This window comes from Sphingobium sp. ZW T5_29, from assembly GCF_044987515.1.
Taxonomy (GTDB): Bacteria; Pseudomonadota; Alphaproteobacteria; order Sphingomonadales; family Sphingomonadaceae; genus Sphingobium.
Genome location: NZ_JBJDRM010000005.1, coordinates 187930 through 204918 on the forward strand (window position 1 = coordinate 187930; position 16989 = coordinate 204918).

The window sequence follows — 16989 nt, forward strand, 5'->3', positions numbered from 1 at the left end:
CAGGATGGCGCGGCCACCCAGCCGACGCCCCGGGCACAACCGGAAGGCGCAATACAGCCTCTTTGCCAGCTATGTGGTGGCGATGACTGGCGCCGCCGTCGGCCTGCTCCTGGTGGTTGTCGCCATATTCGATCCGACCGGCTTCGCGGTGATTCGCACCGCGACGGCAGAGATCACGCGCCCCGCCTCAATCGCGATGCGCAACATGGTCGGCGGCGTAAGTTCGATCGACGAAGTCCTGGCTGCCTATTGGCGCGCCGGGTCGCAGAATGTCGCACTGCGTCGTCAGGTCGAAACCGACCGCAACCGCATCATCGAAGCCAAGGCGGTGGCGCAGGAAAATGCGCGGCTCAAGAAACTGTTGAAGCTGGTCGATGCGGATGAAAGCCATCTGCTCGCCGCCCGGTTGATTGCGTCATCGTCCACCAGCACGCGCCGCTTTGCTCGCCTGAACGCTGGCCGTTGGCAGGGCGTGCGGACAGGCATGCCGGTGCGCGCGCCTGAAGGGCTGGTCGGTCGTATCCACAGCACGACACCCAATACCGCCGAAGTGCTGCTGCTGACCGACGGCAGCAACATCGTGCCCGTCCGCCGCGCCAATGACAGCGTCCCCGCCATTTCCACTGGCCTGGGCGACGGAACATTGGAAATCAGGGCGCTGGCAGCAGGCCGCAATCCCTTTCATCCCGGCGACCTTTTGGTGACGTCGGGCGTGGGCGGCGTCTATCAACCTAATATTCCCGTTGCCGTGGTCGTGCGGATCGCAGGCGAAATCGCCTATGGCGTCCCGCTGGCCAACCCGTCCAAGGTCGATGCCGTTGTGGTCGAGCGATCCTTCGAAGAAGCCGTCACCCGAAGCGAGCCTGCACCCCACGCCCCCGTGGATGCGAGCGCAGCCTCCAACGCTATCGCTCCATGATCGATCCGCATCTTCGGCACGTGCCCCGGCTGGGCCGTCAGCCATCTACCTTCCGCCTGGCCGGTACGCCGGTCATCACCGTTATGCTGGGTTCCGCGGTGACGGTCCTGCCGGTGATTGCGCAGGCTCCGGTCATGCCTCCATTCGGCCTGCTGCTGCTGCTGTCCTGGCGCCTGCTGCGGCCCGAATTGTGGCGGACCTGGATCGGGGTGCCGCTGGGCTTGTTTGACGATATGATGAGCGGTCAGCCGATCGGATCGGCCATGTTCCTGTGGACCGTCATGCTGATAGGCATCGATGCGGTCGAACATCGGATGGTGTGGCGAAGCTATCGTCAGGACTGGCTAATCGCATCCGTGGCCATTATCTTCTGCATCGCTGGCGGCATGTTTTTCGCGCGCATCGCTGGCGGAGGAGACATCAACCTGTATCTGGTCGCGCCACAAATGCTCTGGACCATCCTGCTTTTTCCGTTCGTGGTGCGGCAATGCGCCCAGATCGATCGCTGGCGCGTGATGGCATGAAGCTGCCCAAACTAAAGCGGAAGACCGTTAACGAAGCTGCCCTTTCCTTCTCCTTCACGCGCCGGGCAATGGTGATCGGGGGAATACAGGCAGGGTTCGGCGCCATGCTGATCGGCCGGATGGGATGGATCAGCATCGCGGAGAACGAGAAATATAACGTCCTTTCCGAAAGCAATCGCGTCAACCTGACCCTGATACCACCCCGCCGGGGATGGATATTGGACCGGTATGGAAAGACGTTGGCCAACAACCGGACCGACTTTCGCGTCGATCTGATCCCAGACCGCGTCACCGACCCGGACGGCACGATCCGCAGCCTTGCCGAATTGCTGTCGCTGGCGCCTGACGACGTTGAACGGATCAGGACGGAACTCGACAAATCGGCTGGATTTCGGCCCGTGCAAGTGGCTGAAAAGCTGACCTATGATCAATTCGCAGCGGTCAGCGTCCGTCTGCCGGACCTGCCCGGCGTGTCGCCCAGTCAAGGATTTTCCCGCTATTATCCTGCGGGCGCAACGGTCGGCCACCTGCTGGGATATGTCGGCGCGGCGTCGGCAAAGGAATATGAGGAACGCAAGAATCCACTGCTGATCACACCGGGGTTCAAGGTCGGCAAGGAAGGGATGGAAAAATCCTTCGACCTGCAACTTACCGGCGAACCCGGCGCGAAGCGGGTTGAGGTGACGGCCAGGGGAAAGGTCGTCCGCGAACTCACGACCCGGCCCGACACACCGGGCAACGCCATCAAACTGACGATCGATGCTGGCCTACAGGAATATGCCGGGCGACGGCTGGGTACTGAATCGGGTTCCTGCGTCGTACTTGACTGCCATACGGGGGAAATTCTCTGCATGGCGTCCATGCCTGCCTATGATCCCAATAATTTTTCAGACGGAATCAGCCACGATGAATGGGGCATGCTGTCGAATGACGAGCGTCATCCACTCATAAACAAATCGCTGAACGCCCTCTATCCACCCGGATCGACTTTCAAGCCGATGGTGGCGATGGCGTTGCAGAACGCCGGTATCGACCCCAGGGAGCGCGTGAATTGTCCGGGCGGCTATCGGCTGGGCAACCGTTTCTTTCGCTGTCTGGGCCGCCACGGTTCGGTAGACATGCATCGCGCCATCGCCAAGAGCTGTAACACCTATTTCTATACAATGGGCAATCGCGTCGGCATCGACGTCATTGCCCGGATGGGCCACGCCTTGGGGTTCGGCGAAAAATTCGACCTGCCCGTTCTTTCCCAAAGCTATGGGACGATGCCGGATACGGCGTGGAAGATGCGGCGCTATAACCAGAAATGGACCGCCTCCGACACGCTGAACGCTTCGATCGGGCAGGGCTATGTCGTCGTGAATCCCTTGCAGCTCGCCGTTATGGCCGGACGGATCGCTTCGGGCCGGAATATACAACCTCGCCTGGTGCAGGGCCGATATCCTCCGGCTGCCCCCATGCCCTTTCCCCAGGAGCATTTCGAAGCAGTGCGCAGCGGAATGTGGGAAGTGGTAAACGGCGACGGCACGGCCGGACGCAGTCGGCTGGACGTTCCGGGCGTCCAAATGGGCGGCAAGACCGGCACCGCACAGGTACGGCGGATCGCGGGCAGCCAGCGGGGCCAGAGCGGCGACTGGAAATATCGCGACCACGGCTTGTTTGTCTGCTTCGCCCCTACCAGCAATCCACGCTACGCAGCCTCCGTCGTTATTGAACATGGCATGGGCGGTTCCCGCGCCGCCGCACCGGTGGCCAAGGACGTGCTAACCTTTCTCTTCGATCCGGCCAAGGCGATGGAGCGGCTGGCCGAGCTTGAAAAGGGCTGGGGTGGTCCGCCAGCCGAACGCATGGCGCGGCAGATGGCAGCCTTCAGCCTGGCAAAAGCCGTTAAGGAGGGCAGGGCACCACCCCCCGCCCCCTCGCCCGCCGACGCCACCGAAGCAGCCGCCGCCCCTGCGCAAAGCGCGCCCTCACGGCCTGCGGACACTGACGCGCCGACCCCATCCACCAGCGCAAATCCCGGCGGATCGCGATGAACATCGTCCCCGAACCACTGACCCACTTCCCGTGGAAAGTGCTGGCCCTCCTGACCGCCATCGCTGGCTTCGGCACCATCGTGTTGTACAGTTCTGCAGGTGGCAGCATCACCCCCTGGGCCATCAATCAGGCGGTGCGCTTCGTCGTCTTCACCGGAATGGCCCTGGTGGTGAGCCGTGTCCCGCTGGAGATATTCGCTCGCTTCGCTTTCCCGGCCTATGGGCTGGTGCTGGTGTCGCTTATCCTGGTCGAATTGATCGGCGGCGTTGCAGGAGGCAGCCAGCGCTGGATCAACCTTGGCTTCATGCAACTCCAACCGTCCGAATTCATGAAGCCCGTCATCGTCCTGGCGGTTGCTCGCTTTTACGCGCTACTACCCGTAGCAGAGGTCAGGAGATGGTCCGCCATCTGGCCTGCGCTGGTGCTGATCGGCGTTCCATGGTCGCTGGTGCTGGTGCAGCCCGACCTTGGCACCGCGACCATGATCGCAGCCGGGGGGGTAACGGTCATGTTCCTGGCGGGCTTGCCGCTGCGCCTCTTCATTGGGTCCGGGCTGACCCTGGCCGCGATCATCCCGATCGCCTTCAGCTTCCTGCATGACTATCAGCAGAAACGCGTGCTCATCTTCCTCGACCCGGAAAGCGACCCGCTGGGCGCAGGCTATCATATCAGCCAGTCGAAGATCGCGATCGGCTCTGGTGGACTTTGGGGCAAGGGATTCCTCAAGGGCACGCAAAGCCACCTCGATTACCTGCCCGAAGGACATACAGATTTCGTCTTTGCGACCATGGCCGAAGAATGGGGCCTGGCTGGCGGCATATTCCTGATCGGCGCATTCCTGCTGCTGTTCCGTTGGGGCATAGGCGTATCGCTGCGCGCGCCCGATAGATATGCAAAGCTCGTCGCGGCGGGACTGACCACCACCATATTCTTCTACGTCGCCATCAACCTGATGATGGTGATGGGCCTGGCGCCCGTGGTGGGCATTCCCCTGCCCTTCATGTCCTATGGCGGCTCTTCCATGCTGACCGTCATGCTGTGCATCGGCATTATCATGGCGATCGACAGGTCGACCCGGCGGGACAGCCAGCGGCGCGGTAACTGGGCCTGAAGCCCCCCAACCCTGAAAAATCCCGCCGCAATGCAAAATACTGTTTGCAAAGGCGAAGGATAATGCTAACCGCCCGGCCACGCCAAGGCGACGCCCCAACGGGGTCTTCCAGAAGCGAGTGTGGACGCATAGCTCAGTTGGTAGAGCAGCTGACTCTTAATCAGCGGGTCCTAGGTTCGAGCCCTAGTGCGTCCACCATTTTTCACCATATAAAACAGCTACTTATCTAAGGTCTAGCGCGACAGCGCAGGCCGCGTTTGTAAGCGCTCTAGCGTATTTCTAGCCCCTCCAGCTATTCATGGCAGCACCCCACGCCCGAAAGCGCAGGGTGCTGGCGGCGTCAGGCAGGAGAAGAACCTGTCCCCGCTGCTGGCCCCGATGTTGACGGCGGGGGTCTGTGGCCTTGACCCCGGCGCGGCGAGCAAGATGAACCCCCGCGCTAACTGAACCTGTCCTCGTCTCCCCTGCACCCCTCCGTGCCGCTGCACAGTCGCAGGCGCAGCACGTCCTCTGAAAAAAATGGGCGACGGACTTGAGGCAGCGTTGCCAGCCTACCCTCCTGATTACACGGCCGGAATGTTCTCGTCCAACACCAACCCCCGGCGGATGCACCCGTCAAAGGGCCAAGCATCCGACTCAATGATACCAATAGCGGCAGCCTGCCCCTTCATGCGGAGCGGGGTATAGGGCGCGTCACGCGGCGGTGCGGGCCTGCGCGGCTTGGGATGCTTGGGATGCTTGGAATGAACACCACATTGCCGGGCCTGCTGCCTCCAATCCAGTTTTGGCTGCGCCGGATATCACCCGGTTGCTTGGTCGCCCCCCTCGCCCCGTCCATCAATCGGCGGTGCGCGTCATTCAAGGGGCGCATGGAAATCGGAATGCCTAACGGTTCCCCAACTCCTGTTGGACATGGTTCAGGGCATCGAGGTGGTTGAAAACCTCACATTAGTCGCGGATGACTTTGAGGAGGCGGCGTTCCACCGGGGCGAGGATGCCCTGGAGTTCGGTGCCGCGTTTCAATATATGCCCGGCCTCCCCGATCAGGGACCACATGCCCTGGCGATGGCGGAGCCCAGGGCGTTTTTCGATCCGAAATTCGGGACGTTCGGCCGACCGGCGGAAAGCCGAAAAGGTCGCGGCGTCGCGGCCAAGATCGATGGCATAGTCACGCCAATGGCCCGCCGATACCATGCGGCCATAAAGGTCCAAAATCCGCTGCAATTCAGGTCGATCAAAACCAATCTGTGAAGGCTGGGCGCCGTGGGAGGGGAACGGCGTCACATTGCTCATCAGGCGCGACCACGTTCCTTCAACACGGGAATGTCGTCGCCGGGCGCGAGCGGCGCTTGGCCCGCCCGTTCGTCCATCAATTCCGCCAGACGCTTTTGCAACTGCTGCACTTCGCATTGCAGGAGTTCCAGCTTTTGCTTTTCAGGGTCGTAGCAGTCGGAGCAGGGCGTGCCGTAGGGAAGAAATTCCCGCTGATAAGCCGTCACATCGACCAGCATCTGCCGCGCGGGAATGCCAACCATCGTCGCGCCTTCCGGCACATCCTTGGTCACCACGGCGTTGGCGCCGACGCGGGCGCGGGCGCCGACATGGATCGGCCCCAAGACCTGCGCGCCCGATCCCACGATGACCCCGTCGGCCAGGGTCGGGTGCCGTTTTCCCGCAATGCCATTGGCCGGGTCGGTCCCGCCCAGCGTCACATTTTGATATAAAGTCACGTCGTCGCCGATTTCGGCAGTTTCCCCGATGACGGTAAAGCCATGGTCGATGAAGAAACGCTTTCCGATCCGTGCGCCGGGGTGAATGTCATTGCCCGTCAGAAAGCGGGACAGATGGTTGATTGCCCGCGCCAGGAAAAACAGCCGCATGCGGTAGAGACGATGTGCGACCCGGTGGAAGGCGAGCGACCAAACCCCCGGATAAATCAGCACTTCAGCGCGCGAGCGCGGCGCGGGATCGCGCGATTTTACCGAGTCGAGATAAGCGATAAGATTGCGAAGCATGAAAACGCCCCTGAAAACCTGTTCGGCCGTACATAGGCCCAAAGGGATAATTTTTCCAGATCACATGGCTATTTAGACTTGCATCATCGAAATAGAATGTTTCTTGGACGCAGCCGATATAACAATCATTGCGGTAGACAAATAACGCCAATAAGGTTCGCGGATGATCGACACCATCATTGCCCATTTCGGGGAAATCCTGCCGTTTATCCTGATCGGCTTCGGCGCTCAGATGATCGACGGGGCATTGGGCATGGCCTATGGCGTGATTTCGAGCACGCTGCTGCTGGCGCTGGGCGTCCCCCCCAGCAAGGCGTCGGCCAGCGTGCATGCGGCGGAAACATTCACGACGGGCGTATCGGCGCTGAGCCACATCGCGCATCGCAATGTCGATTGGCGACTATTTGCCAGACTGATCATTCCTGGCGTGATCGGCGGCGTGGCAGGTGCATATCTGCTGTCGAATATAGACGGGTCCGCCATCAAGCCATTCGTCCAAGCCTATCTGGCGGCGATCGGCATCTATCTGGTCTGGCGTGGCTTTCATTTCCCCCCACATGCGCGCGACCCCAAATGGGTGGCGCCATTGGGTCTGGCTGGCGGTTTCATGGACGCGACAGGCGGCGGCGGCTGGGGGCCGATCGTCACGTCCAACCTGCTGATCCAGGGCGCCAGCCCGCGCCACACCATCGGCACGGTCAACACGGTCGAATTCGTCCTGACATTGGCGATCAGCATCACCTTCCTGCTTCATCTGGGATGGCAGGCGTTCACCACTTACACAGTCGGCCTGCTGATCGGCGGCGTGATAGCCGCGCCGTTTGGAGCGATGCTGGCGCGTCATGTCGCACCGCGCGTCCTGTTTATAGGCGTCGGGACCATCCTAATGCTGACGTCCCTGTTCGGCTTGGTCAAATGGCTTGGATATATCGGCTGACACTCTTATATCGGCCTTTCTCATCGAGAAAGGCGATCAATGTCGAGTTACATGCCCACACTCAAGCAGCTGCAATATCTTGTTGCGCTGAAAGAGCATGGGCATTTCGGCAAGGCAGCCGAAAGCTGTTATGTGACGCAATCCACCCTGTCGGCAGGCATTCGGGAACTTGAATCGCTGATCGGCGTGACGTTAGTCGAACGGACCCGCCGGGTGGTACGGTTTACGGCGCTGGGCGATCGCATCGTCGACAAGGCCCATCGGGTGCTGCGAGAGGCCGAGGAACTGGCAGGCATTGCCGAAGCATCGGGAAAGCCGCTGACCGGCGAGTTGCGGATGAGCGTCATCCCGACGATCGCGCCCTTCCTCCTTCCCTGGCTATTGCCGCGGCTGCGGGCGGACAGGCCCGAACTGAAACTCTATCTGCGCGAGGAAACGTCGCAGGCTGCCATCGAATCGCTGCGGCATGGCAATGTCGATTGCGTCCTGCTAGCCCTGCCCTTCCCCACCGGAGAGATGGACAGCGAGCTGCTGTTCCAGGACCGGCTGTATGTCGCATTTCCCCATGACGATCCGCGCGACCCGCCCGAATGGATCTCGCCGGAAATGATTGACGAGACCAAGCTGCTGTTGCTGGAAGACGGGCATTGCCTGAAGGATCACGCGCTGGCGGCATGTAGTCGGCCCGAAATCCGGGCCAGCGCCACGATGATGGGCACGTCATTGCATACGTTGGTGCAGATGGTCGACAATGGACTGGGGGTGACGATCATGCCCGAAATGGCGATCACTGGCGGGATATTGGAACATACCCGGATCACGGCCCGCCCGCTGCGGTCGGAACGATCCTACCGGGACATCGCGCTGGTTTGGCGGAAGAACAGCCCGCGCGAAAAGGAATTTCAGCTGCTGGCGGAACTGTTGCGGGAAGCAGCGGAGCTTCCGCCGCTCAAGGCCAAGGCGGCGTGATGATTATATTTATCCTGCGTTTTCCGCGTTTTCCAAGCTCGATCAGGACGAAGGCCCCTTCTCTTTCCTGACCCATGGTGCCGGAGGAAGTAAAACCGTTGGCTATCGCCGCCGTTCGGGTCGACAGGCTCAGGGCGAAGGGGGACAGTGATTTCGATTTAACGCTCGTTGCTTTAGCTGAGCCAGTCTTGTGCCTTTGCGTCATCTTCGGCACGGGCGTCGACCCATCGCGCTTCACCGTCGCTGAAATGCTCCTTCTTCCAGAAGGGCGCATGGGATTTGAGCCAGTCGATCAGGAAGGCGCAACTTTCCAGCGCGGCAGTGCGGTGGCGGGAGGCCGTGCCGACGAACACGATACGCTCGCCCGGCTGCAGCCGCCCGTGGCGGTGGATGACCCGCACGCCAAGCAGCGGCCAGCGGTTCATCGCGTTTTCGACTATGCGTTCGACCTGAACCATGGTCATTGCGGGATAATGTTGCAGTTCGAGCGCGACCAGGCCGTCATCGCCCCGAACGATGCCGGTGAAGCTGGCGACGCCGCCTCCGCCGCAATTTTCCAACGTGGCGAGTTCGGCAGACGTGTCGAAATCCTCAGTCTGGATCGAAACCCGCTTCATCCGCCTGTGACTGGCGGAAAAATCGCCAGTTCCCGCGCCGTACCAATGGGGGTGTCAAGAGGCACGAAGCGCTGATCCAGCGCCGCGCGAATCCGTTCAGCTTCGCCAAGCGCCTGGGCATAGCCGCCCCCGCGCCCCGCGAGCATGGCGATCAGGTCCACGATCGGCATATCCGGCGCTGGGCGCTCAATCTGTTCCTCATCCCGGCCGATGGCTTCGCGCACCCAGGCGAAATAGAGGATGTTGAGCGTTGCCACGGTCAATCCATATGCTTGATGCCGACGCGCAGATAATCCCAGCCAGTGACCAGCGTCAGGATCGCGGCGGACCACAGGGTTGCGATTCCGACCATCTGCACGAACGGAAATTGGGGCAAGGCCCCGGCCAGGATCAAAGCGCCCAGTGCGATAAGCTGAAACGCCGTTTTCCATTTGGCGAGGCGTGACACCGGCACCGACACCTGCAATCCGGCGAGGAATTCCCGCAGTCCCGACACCGCAATTTCCCGCAACAGGATGATCATGGCCGCAGCGATGTGAATGCCGGCAATGTCCCGCGTCGCCGACAGCATCAGGATGACCGCGCCGACCATGATCTTGTCCGCGATGGGATCAAGGAAAATCCCCAGCCTGGACACCGCCCCCTGCGCACGGGCCAGATAGCCGTCGAAATAATCGGTGATGCCCATCAGGCAGTAGAGCACGAAGGCAAAAGCATAGCCCGTGGTCCAGCGCGCGCCCATTTCAGCGGGCCACAGTAATGCGACCAGCAAGGGAACCGTCAGGATACGCGAAAGCGTCAGCAAATTGGGCAGCGTCAGCATGGGCGCGAACTGCCACAGTCCGCGCTCCCGCACAAGCCGGGCCGACATCGGGATGCGATGGCCGCATGATGGGTTGGACAGACCCGGCGGCAAAGGCTAGACCCCGCTCCGCTCCTCCACAGCGAAGAAGACCCTCCGGCCTATGCAAGCCTCTCTCAGGCTCCTCAAAAAGCGCCGTTTTTTGCCGCTTTTTGTCACTCAGCTCCTCGGCGCCTTCAACGATAATCTGTTCAAGAACGCGATGGTGCTGTTCGTCGTTTACAGCGTGTATAATGACGAACGGTCGGAAACCTGGTTCAGCGCGCTGGCCACCGGCATATTCATCCTGCCGTTTTTTGTATTGTCCGCGCTGTCGGGCCAGTTGGCGGACCAGCGGGACAAGGCGAAGATCATCCGTTACGTCAAGGCGGCGGAAATCGCGATCATGCTGGTCGGCGCTGCGGGGCTGGCCATGATCTGGAGCGGCATTGCCGTCCATATCGTCGCCATCCCGCTGTTGCTGGTGGCGCTGTTCGCGATGGGCGTGCATTCCACATTTTTCGGCCCGATCAAATATGCGATCCTGCCGCAGCATCTGCACGACGACGAAGTGCTGGGCGGGACCGGCCTGGTCGAAGCAGGCACCTATATCGCGATCCTGGCGGGCACCATCCTGGCGGGGATCATCCCTGTCGAGGTCGCGGCAATCGCCATCGTGATCACCGCCGTGGTCGGCTATGTCGCCGGGCGCGAAGTCCCCCCCGCTCCGTCGCTGCTGGAAGAACAGCCGATCGATTTTCATGTCATCCGGTCGGCAGTCACGCTGGTCCGCGCCACCATGCACATCCCCCGCCTGTTCCTGGCGATCATGGCCATCAGCTTTTTCTGGGCGGTGGGGTCCGTGCTGTTCATCCATTTCCCGCCGCTGGTTAAAAATGTTCTGTTCGCCGACAAGCCGGTCGCCAGCCTGTTCCTGGCGATATTTTCCATCGGCATCGCGATTGGCTCCATCGCCATAAACCGCCTGTTGAAAGGCCATGTTTCGGCCCGTTACGCGCCTGCATCCGTGATCGGCATGGGGTTGTGCATCGTCGCTTTTCACATCGTGTGCGCCATGTGGGTGCCGGGATCGGATGGCAAGATGTTGTCGCTGGGCGGTTTTCTGGCGCATCCGCTGGCGATCGCCTTGTCGGCTTGCCTGCTGGGCGTGGCCACGTTTGGCGGCATGTTCGTCGTGCCGCTCTACGCCTTCCTCACCACGACGGTTGAAAAATGCGAGGCGGCGCGGACCGTGGCGGCGAATAATATCGTTAATTCCGGCGCGATGGTGACCGGATCGTTGATCGCCATTGGGCTGAGCATCGCGGGCATTTCCGTCGTGAACCAGTTGCTGCTTGTGGCGCTGCTGTGCCTGCCCTGCGCGTGGCTGGCGTGGCGGTTGCACAAGGCGTGCGATTGATGGCGCGTGGCCTAATAGATGAAGCTGTAGAAGGCCGTGAAAAACGCGCTAAAGCTGAGCACAAACAGTTTCCAGTCGCCATCGTCGGATGATGGCGCGGCGTCCTTGCCCTTCGCATCCGTTGCTTCCAGCACATGGGCAGGCAGCTGCTGGCGGAAGGGATGCCGCGCAGATTCCGTCGTCAGGGCCAGAGATCGGTTCCTCATAGACCCAGTTAACGCTTTCTTTACCTTTTGGACCATCCACAATCGTGGTTAATCAAATTTCGTGCCGTGTCAGGACACTCTTGACCGTATCAATCTGACAATACAGCATGACCGGACCGATGAAAGATCCCCTGCCCGCTCCCCTGCCCGACGCCGATCCCGCCCGCGAATTCGGCGCTGGACCGCCCAGCGCTTTCGCGTCGCCCACGCCGTGGCGCAGGGGGCTGCATATCGCGGGATGGATCGTCGCGGGGCTGCTGGCGCTGCTGATGATCATGATTGCGTGGCTTGCGGTTACCGCTCCGCTGTCCCGGTCGCTAAAGCCGATCGCGCCGCCCAGCATCAGCCTGATGTCGGCGGATGGTCACCTGATCGCTCGGCGGGGCGCGGTGATCGACAGGCCGGTCGCGATGGCCGATCTGCCCGGCCATGTGCCGCAGGCGTTCATGGCCATCGAGGACCGCCGCTTTTATAGCCACTGGGGCATCGATCCGCGCGGTATCGCCAGGGCGGCGTGGCATAATTTCTGGTCGGATGGCGCTTCGCAAGGGGGCAGCACGATCACGCAGCAGCTGGCGAAGGGGGTGTTCCTTTCGAGCGACCGGACCTTTGGCCGCAAGGCGCGAGAGGCGCTGATCGCCTTTTGGCTGGAGGCGTGGCTGACCAAGGACCAGATTTTCGAACGCTATTTGTCGAACGTCTACTTCGGCGACAATGTCTATGGGCTGAGGGCGGCGTCGCTGCATTATTTCAGCCGTCAGCCCGAACGACTGACGATCCCCCAGGCGGCGATGCTGGCGGGCCTGTTGAAAGCGCCATCCCGGCTGGCCCCGACCAGCAACCTGACCGGTGCCCGGACGCGCGCGGCGCTGGTGACGCAGGCGATGGTGGAGGCGGGCTATATCACCAAGGCGCAGCGCAACGGCCTGCGCCCCGCGCGCCTGAACGTGCGGGAAACGGCTGAGCCGACCACCGGCACTTACTTCGCCGACTGGGTCCTGCCCGACGCGCGCGACCGGGCAGGTGCGGTTTATGGCGCGCAGACGATCAGGACGACGCTGGACTGGCGCGTACAAAGGCTGGCCGAAGCTGCCATCCGCCGCGCTCCGTTGGGGGGAGCGGAAGCGGCGCTGGTCGCGATGAAGCCCGACGGCAGCGTGGTCGCGATGGTCGGCGGCAAAAATTACCACAAGAGCAGCTTCAACCGCGCGGTGCAGGCGAAGCGGCAGCCCGGGTCGACATTCAAGCTGTTCGTCTACCTCGCCGCTTTCCGCGCGGGCATGACGCCGGAGGACATGATCGAGGATACGCCGATCACCACCGGCAGCTATCGCCCCGCCAACCACGGCGGCAAATATCGCGGTCGGATCACCTTGCGGCAGGCGTTCGCCGCGTCCAGCAATGTCGCGGCAGTGCGGCTGACGCAGAAGGTCGGCGTGGACAATGTCATACAGGTGGCGCGCGACCTGGGGATCACCGCGCCGCTGACCGAGGATCTGAGTCTGGCGCTGGGCACGTCGGAAATCCCGCTGGTCGAACTCGCCGAAGCCTATGCGGCGGTTGCGGCCGGGGCCTATCCGGTGCTGGCCCACGGCCTGCCGCCGGAGGAACGCGGCTGGTTCGACCGGCTGATGGGCCGCCAACGCCATTTCAGCGACGACCATCTGGAAATGATCCGCGACCTGCTGTCCTCTGCGGCGAACCGGGGCACGGGGAGCGCCGCGGCGCTGCGCACCAGCACGTTCGGCAAGACCGGGACGACCCAGGACAGCCGGGACGCGATCTTCGTGGGCTATGCGGGCGGGCTGGTGACGGCGGTCTGGATCGGTAATGATGATAACAGTCCCCTGCCCGGCGGCGCGGCGGGCGGCGGCATCCCCGCGCGCATCTGGCGCGATTTCATGGGCCGCGCGATCAACGAGCCTGTCGAGGCGCCTGAGGAGGAACAGGACAGCGACCTGGTCAACGCCATCGCCAATGTGACGGTCGAAGCGGGGCTGGGCAACATGACGCTGGACATCGACCCTGATGGCGTATCGGTGAACCTGGGGCCCAACCAGTTGCGCCTGCCGATCGGTTCTCCGGCCGCCCCGCCGGTTGCACCGGGTCAAGACCCGGCACAGGGAGCGCCCCCGCCCCGGATCACAGTGCCTCTGCCGGTCGAAGAAAATCGCGCGCCTTAAGGTCGGCGCGGCGTGATGCTCCAGCAGCCGTCACCAGCCTGAACTATTATCGACAAGGGAGGCACAAGCAGCCTTCCGCCGACCGCCAAGCTATCCTACATGGGCGGGATGAGCGCCCCCCTGTACAACACGGACATATTGCGGCTGGCCGCGAGCATCCCGCATCATCAGCGGCTCGCCGATCCGCAGGCGACCGTCGAGAAGCGTTCGCCCACCTGCGGTTCACGGGTCACGGCGGACATATGCATGGAGGATGGCCGGGTCGCGGACCTGGGACTGGACGTGAAGGCATGCGCCCTGGGGCAGGCTTCAGCCGCATTGATGGCGGCGCAGGCCATCGGCATGTCCACCGAAGAACTGGCCGAGGCACGCGACAAGCTGACCGATTATCTGTCGGGGCGCAGCGACGATCTGGATTTCTGGCCCGGCCTTGCGGTGTTGGCCCCGGCACGTGGCTATCCCGCGCGGCATGCATCGATCCGGCTCGGATTTGAGGCGATTGCCGAGGCAGCGCGGATGGCCGACGCCTGATGGCTGGGCAAAGCGTGGTTGCGGGCCACCCGCCGGTTTCCGCAACGGATGTGCTATTGTCCGAGGGCGTGATCCTGCTGGGCGCGGCGGTGTTGTTCGTCATGCTGTTCCGGCGTTTCGGCCTGGGTGCCGTTCTGGGCTATCTGGTGGCGGGGGCGCTGGTGGGACCGCAGGGACTGGGCCTTGTGGGCGGCGCGGAATCGAAGCTGGCGATTGCCGAACTTGGCATCGTGCTGCTGCTGTTCCTGGTCGGGCTGGAACTGCACCCGGCCAGACTGTGGCGGCTGAAGCGCGATATATTCGCGCTGGGTCTGGCACAGGTCGTTCTGTGCGGCCTCGCCCTGACGGCGATCATATTTTACCTGACCGGCTTTACTTTGGGGGCGGCAATCGCGCTGGGCCTGCCGCTGGCGCTTTCGTCGACCGCGCAGGTGCTGCCCAGCCTGAAAAGCAGCGGGCGCATCAATTCGCCTTTCGGTGAGAAGGTCTTTTCGATCCTGCTGTTCCAGGACCTGTCGATTGTCCCGTTGATCACCATCGTTGCCGCCCTGTCGCGCAATCCACTCGATGCAGCCGGTCCGCCGGGATGGATGCTGGCGGGATACACAGTTGCCGCGATTGCCGGACTGGTGCTGGCCGGGCGATTTATCCTGCGCCCACTGCTGCAATTGGTCGGCAGGCTGGGCGAACGCGAATTGTTCGTGGTCGTGGGCCTGTTTACCGTTCTGGCTGCGGCATCGCTGATGCATATGCTGCATCTATCGACCGCGCTGGGCGCATTTGTCGCGGGCGTGATGCTGGCCGATTCCCCCTATCGGCATGAGATTGAATCGGATGTCGAGCCGTTCCGTTCCATCCTGCTGGGCCTGTTCTTTCTGGCGGTGGGCATGGTGCTGGACCTGCAGGCAGTCGCCGCCAATCCCATATTTGTCATTGGCATGGCCGTGGTGCTGGTGGCTACCAAGGCGTTGCTGATCACCGGCCTGGCGCGCTTGTTCGGCATGGAATGGGCGCCCGCCGTCGGTGCTGGCCTGTTGCTGTCCCAAGGCGGCGAGTTCGGATTTGTCCTGTTCGCGCAGGCGCAAAATGCACTGCTGATCGCGCCGGAAGGGGCCAGCCTGTTCAGCGCGATCGTCACCCTGTCGATGGCGACGACGCCTTTCCTCATGCTGTTCGCGCGCAAGCTGGAGTTTGCCCGTTCCAAGGACGTGTCGGACCTGGCAGACCCGGAGGAAGCCACACGTGGCACGGCGATCATCGTCGGCTTTGGCCGATTTGGACAGACGGTCGCCCAGATGCTGATGGGCCATGGGTTCAGTGTCGTGCTGATCGACAAGAAGCCTGCGCAGATTGAAACGTCCAGCCGATTCGACATGAAGGTTTATTATGGCGACGGCACCCGCATGGACCTGTTGCGCCGGGCCGGTGCCGACGACGCGCGACTGATCGCCTTTTGCATCGATGACCCCATGCTGGACAAGCGGACGCTGGAGCCGATTGCGGAAGCATTCCCGCAGGCCGCGCTGGTGGTGCGGGCATTCGACCGACGGCAACTGCTGGAACTGCGCGACATGGACCTGACCGGCGTCGTGCGGGAAGTGTTTGAATCGGCCATCTGCATGGGTGTCCAGGCGATGGAAGCGCTGGGCGTCCCGCAGGGCGAGATCGAAGAGGTCGAGCGGCAGTATCGCCAGAATGACCAACAAAGGCTGGCGGCGCAAAATGAACAGGGCAGCCTGCTGGCGGCCAAGGAACTGATGTTTCGACCCGGACGGCGGATGCGATTACTGGCGCGGGGCGAAGGAGACGAAGCGGTATGATCGGAGTATGGGCGGCATTGTCGGCCGCAATCGCGATCGGTGCTGGCGCATTTGGGGCGCATGGCGCGTCCAGCCCGCAGGCGGCGGAATGGTTGCGCACCGGTGGCCTTTATCAGTTGATCCACGCCGTCGCTGCTATCAGCCTGATGAATATCGCGCGGGGTCCGGCCATCCTGCTGCTGATTGGGGCGGCCATTTTTGCGCTGACGCTGTACGCAATGGCCATTGGCGGGCCACGATGGCTGGGCGCGGTGACGCCCATCGGCGGGACTTTGATGATCGCGGGATGGATATGGACCGCATGGACCTATTGGCGGGCCTGACAGGCCGTGCTTGCCCCAGGACGCACCCCAGCCTAGATTGGAACCATGGCCGAACATCACCATCACCATAATGAGCCGACCGGAACGAAACTGTCGGACGCGGCGCGCGCTACGCTGGAAGCGCGCAACGAACAGTGGACACCGATGCGCGCATCCATATTCGACGCGCTGGCCGCGGAAGAAAAGCCCGCTTCCGCCTATGACATTGCCGACAATGTCTCAAAAGCGCGTGGAAAGCGGGTCGCGCCCAACAGTGTCTATCGAATTCTGGACCTGTTCGTCGCCAATAATATTGCGATGCGCGTAGAAAGCGCGAACGCCTATATCGCCAATGCACATCCTGGATGTCACCATGATTGCATTTTCCTGGTATGCCGAAACTGCAAAGAGGCGACCCATGTCGATGACGATGTCGTGACCAGGGAAGTTCGGTCAGTGGCGGAGCAGGAAGGTTTTCACACAGAACGACCGGTGATTGAGATTTTGGGCACCTGCGCCAAGTGCGCGGCCTGACAGGACTGATGCGATTGTGCCGT

At 62.2% G+C, this 16989-nt stretch carries 18 protein-coding genes and 1 tRNA gene; 13 read left to right on the forward strand and 6 right to left on the reverse strand.

Going from position 1 to position 16989, the window contains the following annotated elements:
* Positions 1-4 precede the first annotated feature (4 nt).
* From mreC to ACI3KQ_RS06150, 5 genes are all read left to right on the forward strand, one after another.
* Positions 5-919 carry a rod shape-determining protein MreC gene (mreC, locus tag ACI3KQ_RS06130; RefSeq protein ID WP_404955789.1) on the forward strand — a complete coding sequence of 305 codons (915 nt, stop codon included), beginning with the start codon at positions 5-7 and terminating at the stop codon, positions 917-919.
* Positions 916-1443, forward strand: coding sequence for a rod shape-determining protein MreD (gene mreD / locus ACI3KQ_RS06135; protein ID WP_404955791.1), 528 nt, complete (start codon positions 916-918; stop codon positions 1441-1443). Before mreC ends, mreD begins: the two co-directional genes overlap by 4 nt.
* Positions 1440-3479 (forward strand): penicillin-binding protein 2, encoded by a 2040-nt coding sequence (gene mrdA, locus ACI3KQ_RS06140; RefSeq protein ID WP_404955793.1) that lies wholly within the window; start codon positions 1440-1442, stop codon positions 3477-3479. The genes mreD and mrdA overlap by 4 nt, the downstream gene beginning before the upstream one ends.
* Positions 3476-4591, forward strand: a complete 1116-nt coding sequence (gene rodA, locus ACI3KQ_RS06145) for a rod shape-determining protein RodA (RefSeq protein WP_404955794.1) — start codon at positions 3476-3478, stop codon at positions 4589-4591. The genes mrdA and rodA overlap by 4 nt, the downstream gene beginning before the upstream one ends.
* Positions 4592-4713: 122 nt before the next feature.
* Positions 4714-4789, forward strand: a tRNA-Lys gene (locus tag ACI3KQ_RS06150).
* A 750-nt stretch (positions 4790-5539) separates the two neighbouring features.
* Here the strand turns inward: ACI3KQ_RS06150 and ACI3KQ_RS06155 are convergent.
* Complete coding sequence (locus ACI3KQ_RS06155; protein WP_404955796.1) at positions 5540-5884, reverse strand: DUF2794 domain-containing protein; 345 nt, start codon at positions 5882-5884, stop codon at positions 5540-5542.
* Complete coding sequence (epsC, locus tag ACI3KQ_RS06160) at positions 5884-6606, reverse strand: serine O-acetyltransferase EpsC (RefSeq protein ID WP_404955798.1); 723 nt, start codon at positions 6604-6606, stop codon at positions 5884-5886. The genes ACI3KQ_RS06155 and epsC overlap by 1 nt, the downstream gene beginning before the upstream one ends.
* A gap of 163 nt (positions 6607-6769) precedes the next feature.
* Between epsC and ACI3KQ_RS06165 the strand changes: the two genes are divergently transcribed.
* Complete coding sequence (locus tag ACI3KQ_RS06165) at positions 6770-7543, forward strand: sulfite exporter TauE/SafE family protein (protein ID WP_404955800.1); 774 nt, start codon at positions 6770-6772, stop codon at positions 7541-7543.
* 39 nt (positions 7544-7582) lie between these two features.
* On the forward strand, positions 7583-8512 hold the full coding sequence (locus ACI3KQ_RS06170; protein ID WP_404955802.1) for a hydrogen peroxide-inducible genes activator: 930 nt from the start codon (positions 7583-7585) through the stop codon (positions 8510-8512).
* 173 nt (positions 8513-8685) lie between these two features.
* On the opposite strand, the gene ACI3KQ_RS06175 is transcribed toward ACI3KQ_RS06170, so the two are convergent.
* Genes ACI3KQ_RS06175 through pgsA form a run of 3 tightly spaced genes read right to left on the reverse strand, consistent with a single transcriptional unit; the run spans position 8686 to position 9952 of the window.
* Positions 8686-9129 carry a molybdenum cofactor biosynthesis protein MoaE gene (locus tag ACI3KQ_RS06175; RefSeq protein WP_404955803.1) on the reverse strand — a complete coding sequence of 148 codons (444 nt, stop codon included), beginning with the start codon at positions 9127-9129 and terminating at the stop codon, positions 8686-8688.
* Positions 9126-9386 carry a MoaD/ThiS family protein gene (locus ACI3KQ_RS06180; protein ID WP_404955805.1) on the reverse strand — a complete coding sequence of 87 codons (261 nt, stop codon included), beginning with the start codon at positions 9384-9386 and terminating at the stop codon, positions 9126-9128. The genes ACI3KQ_RS06175 and ACI3KQ_RS06180 overlap by 4 nt, the downstream gene beginning before the upstream one ends.
* Before the next feature lie 2 nt (positions 9387-9388).
* On the reverse strand, positions 9389-9952 hold the full coding sequence (gene pgsA, locus ACI3KQ_RS06185; protein WP_404955849.1) for a CDP-diacylglycerol--glycerol-3-phosphate 3-phosphatidyltransferase: 564 nt from the start codon (positions 9950-9952) through the stop codon (positions 9389-9391).
* 142 nt (positions 9953-10094) lie between these two features.
* On the opposite strand from pgsA, the gene ACI3KQ_RS06190 reads away from it, so the two are divergent.
* Positions 10095-11390, forward strand: a complete 1296-nt coding sequence (locus tag ACI3KQ_RS06190) for an MFS transporter (protein ID WP_404955807.1) — start codon at positions 10095-10097, stop codon at positions 11388-11390.
* Between the two features lie 11 nt (positions 11391-11401).
* Here ACI3KQ_RS06190 and ACI3KQ_RS06195 read toward each other — a convergent pair whose 3' ends face one another.
* A complete protein-coding gene (locus ACI3KQ_RS06195; protein WP_404955808.1) occupies positions 11402-11596 on the reverse strand; it encodes a hypothetical protein in 195 nt (64 codons plus the stop codon).
* Positions 11597-11703: 107 nt separating this feature from the next.
* On the opposite strand from ACI3KQ_RS06195, the gene ACI3KQ_RS06200 reads away from it, so the two are divergent.
* From ACI3KQ_RS06200 to ACI3KQ_RS06220, 5 genes are all read left to right on the forward strand, one after another.
* Positions 11704-13779 (forward strand): transglycosylase domain-containing protein, encoded by a 2076-nt coding sequence (locus ACI3KQ_RS06200; RefSeq protein WP_404955810.1) that lies wholly within the window; start codon positions 11704-11706, stop codon positions 13777-13779.
* A gap of 108 nt (positions 13780-13887) precedes the next feature.
* Positions 13888-14310: an iron-sulfur cluster assembly scaffold protein gene (locus ACI3KQ_RS06205; protein WP_404955812.1), complete on the forward strand. Its 423-nt coding sequence runs from the start codon at positions 13888-13890 to the stop codon at positions 14308-14310.
* Positions 14310-16130 (forward strand): cation:proton antiporter, encoded by a 1821-nt coding sequence (locus ACI3KQ_RS06210; RefSeq protein WP_404955814.1) that lies wholly within the window; start codon positions 14310-14312, stop codon positions 16128-16130. The genes ACI3KQ_RS06205 and ACI3KQ_RS06210 overlap by 1 nt, the downstream gene beginning before the upstream one ends.
* Entirely contained in the window at positions 16127-16453 is a 327-nt protein-coding gene (locus ACI3KQ_RS06215) for a DUF423 domain-containing protein (protein WP_404955816.1), read from the forward strand. The genes ACI3KQ_RS06210 and ACI3KQ_RS06215 overlap by 4 nt, the downstream gene beginning before the upstream one ends.
* A 45-nt stretch (positions 16454-16498) precedes the next feature.
* Positions 16499-16966, forward strand: coding sequence for a Fur family transcriptional regulator (locus ACI3KQ_RS06220; protein ID WP_404955818.1), 468 nt, complete (start codon positions 16499-16501; stop codon positions 16964-16966).
* The last annotated feature ends 23 nt before the right edge of the window (positions 16967-16989 follow it).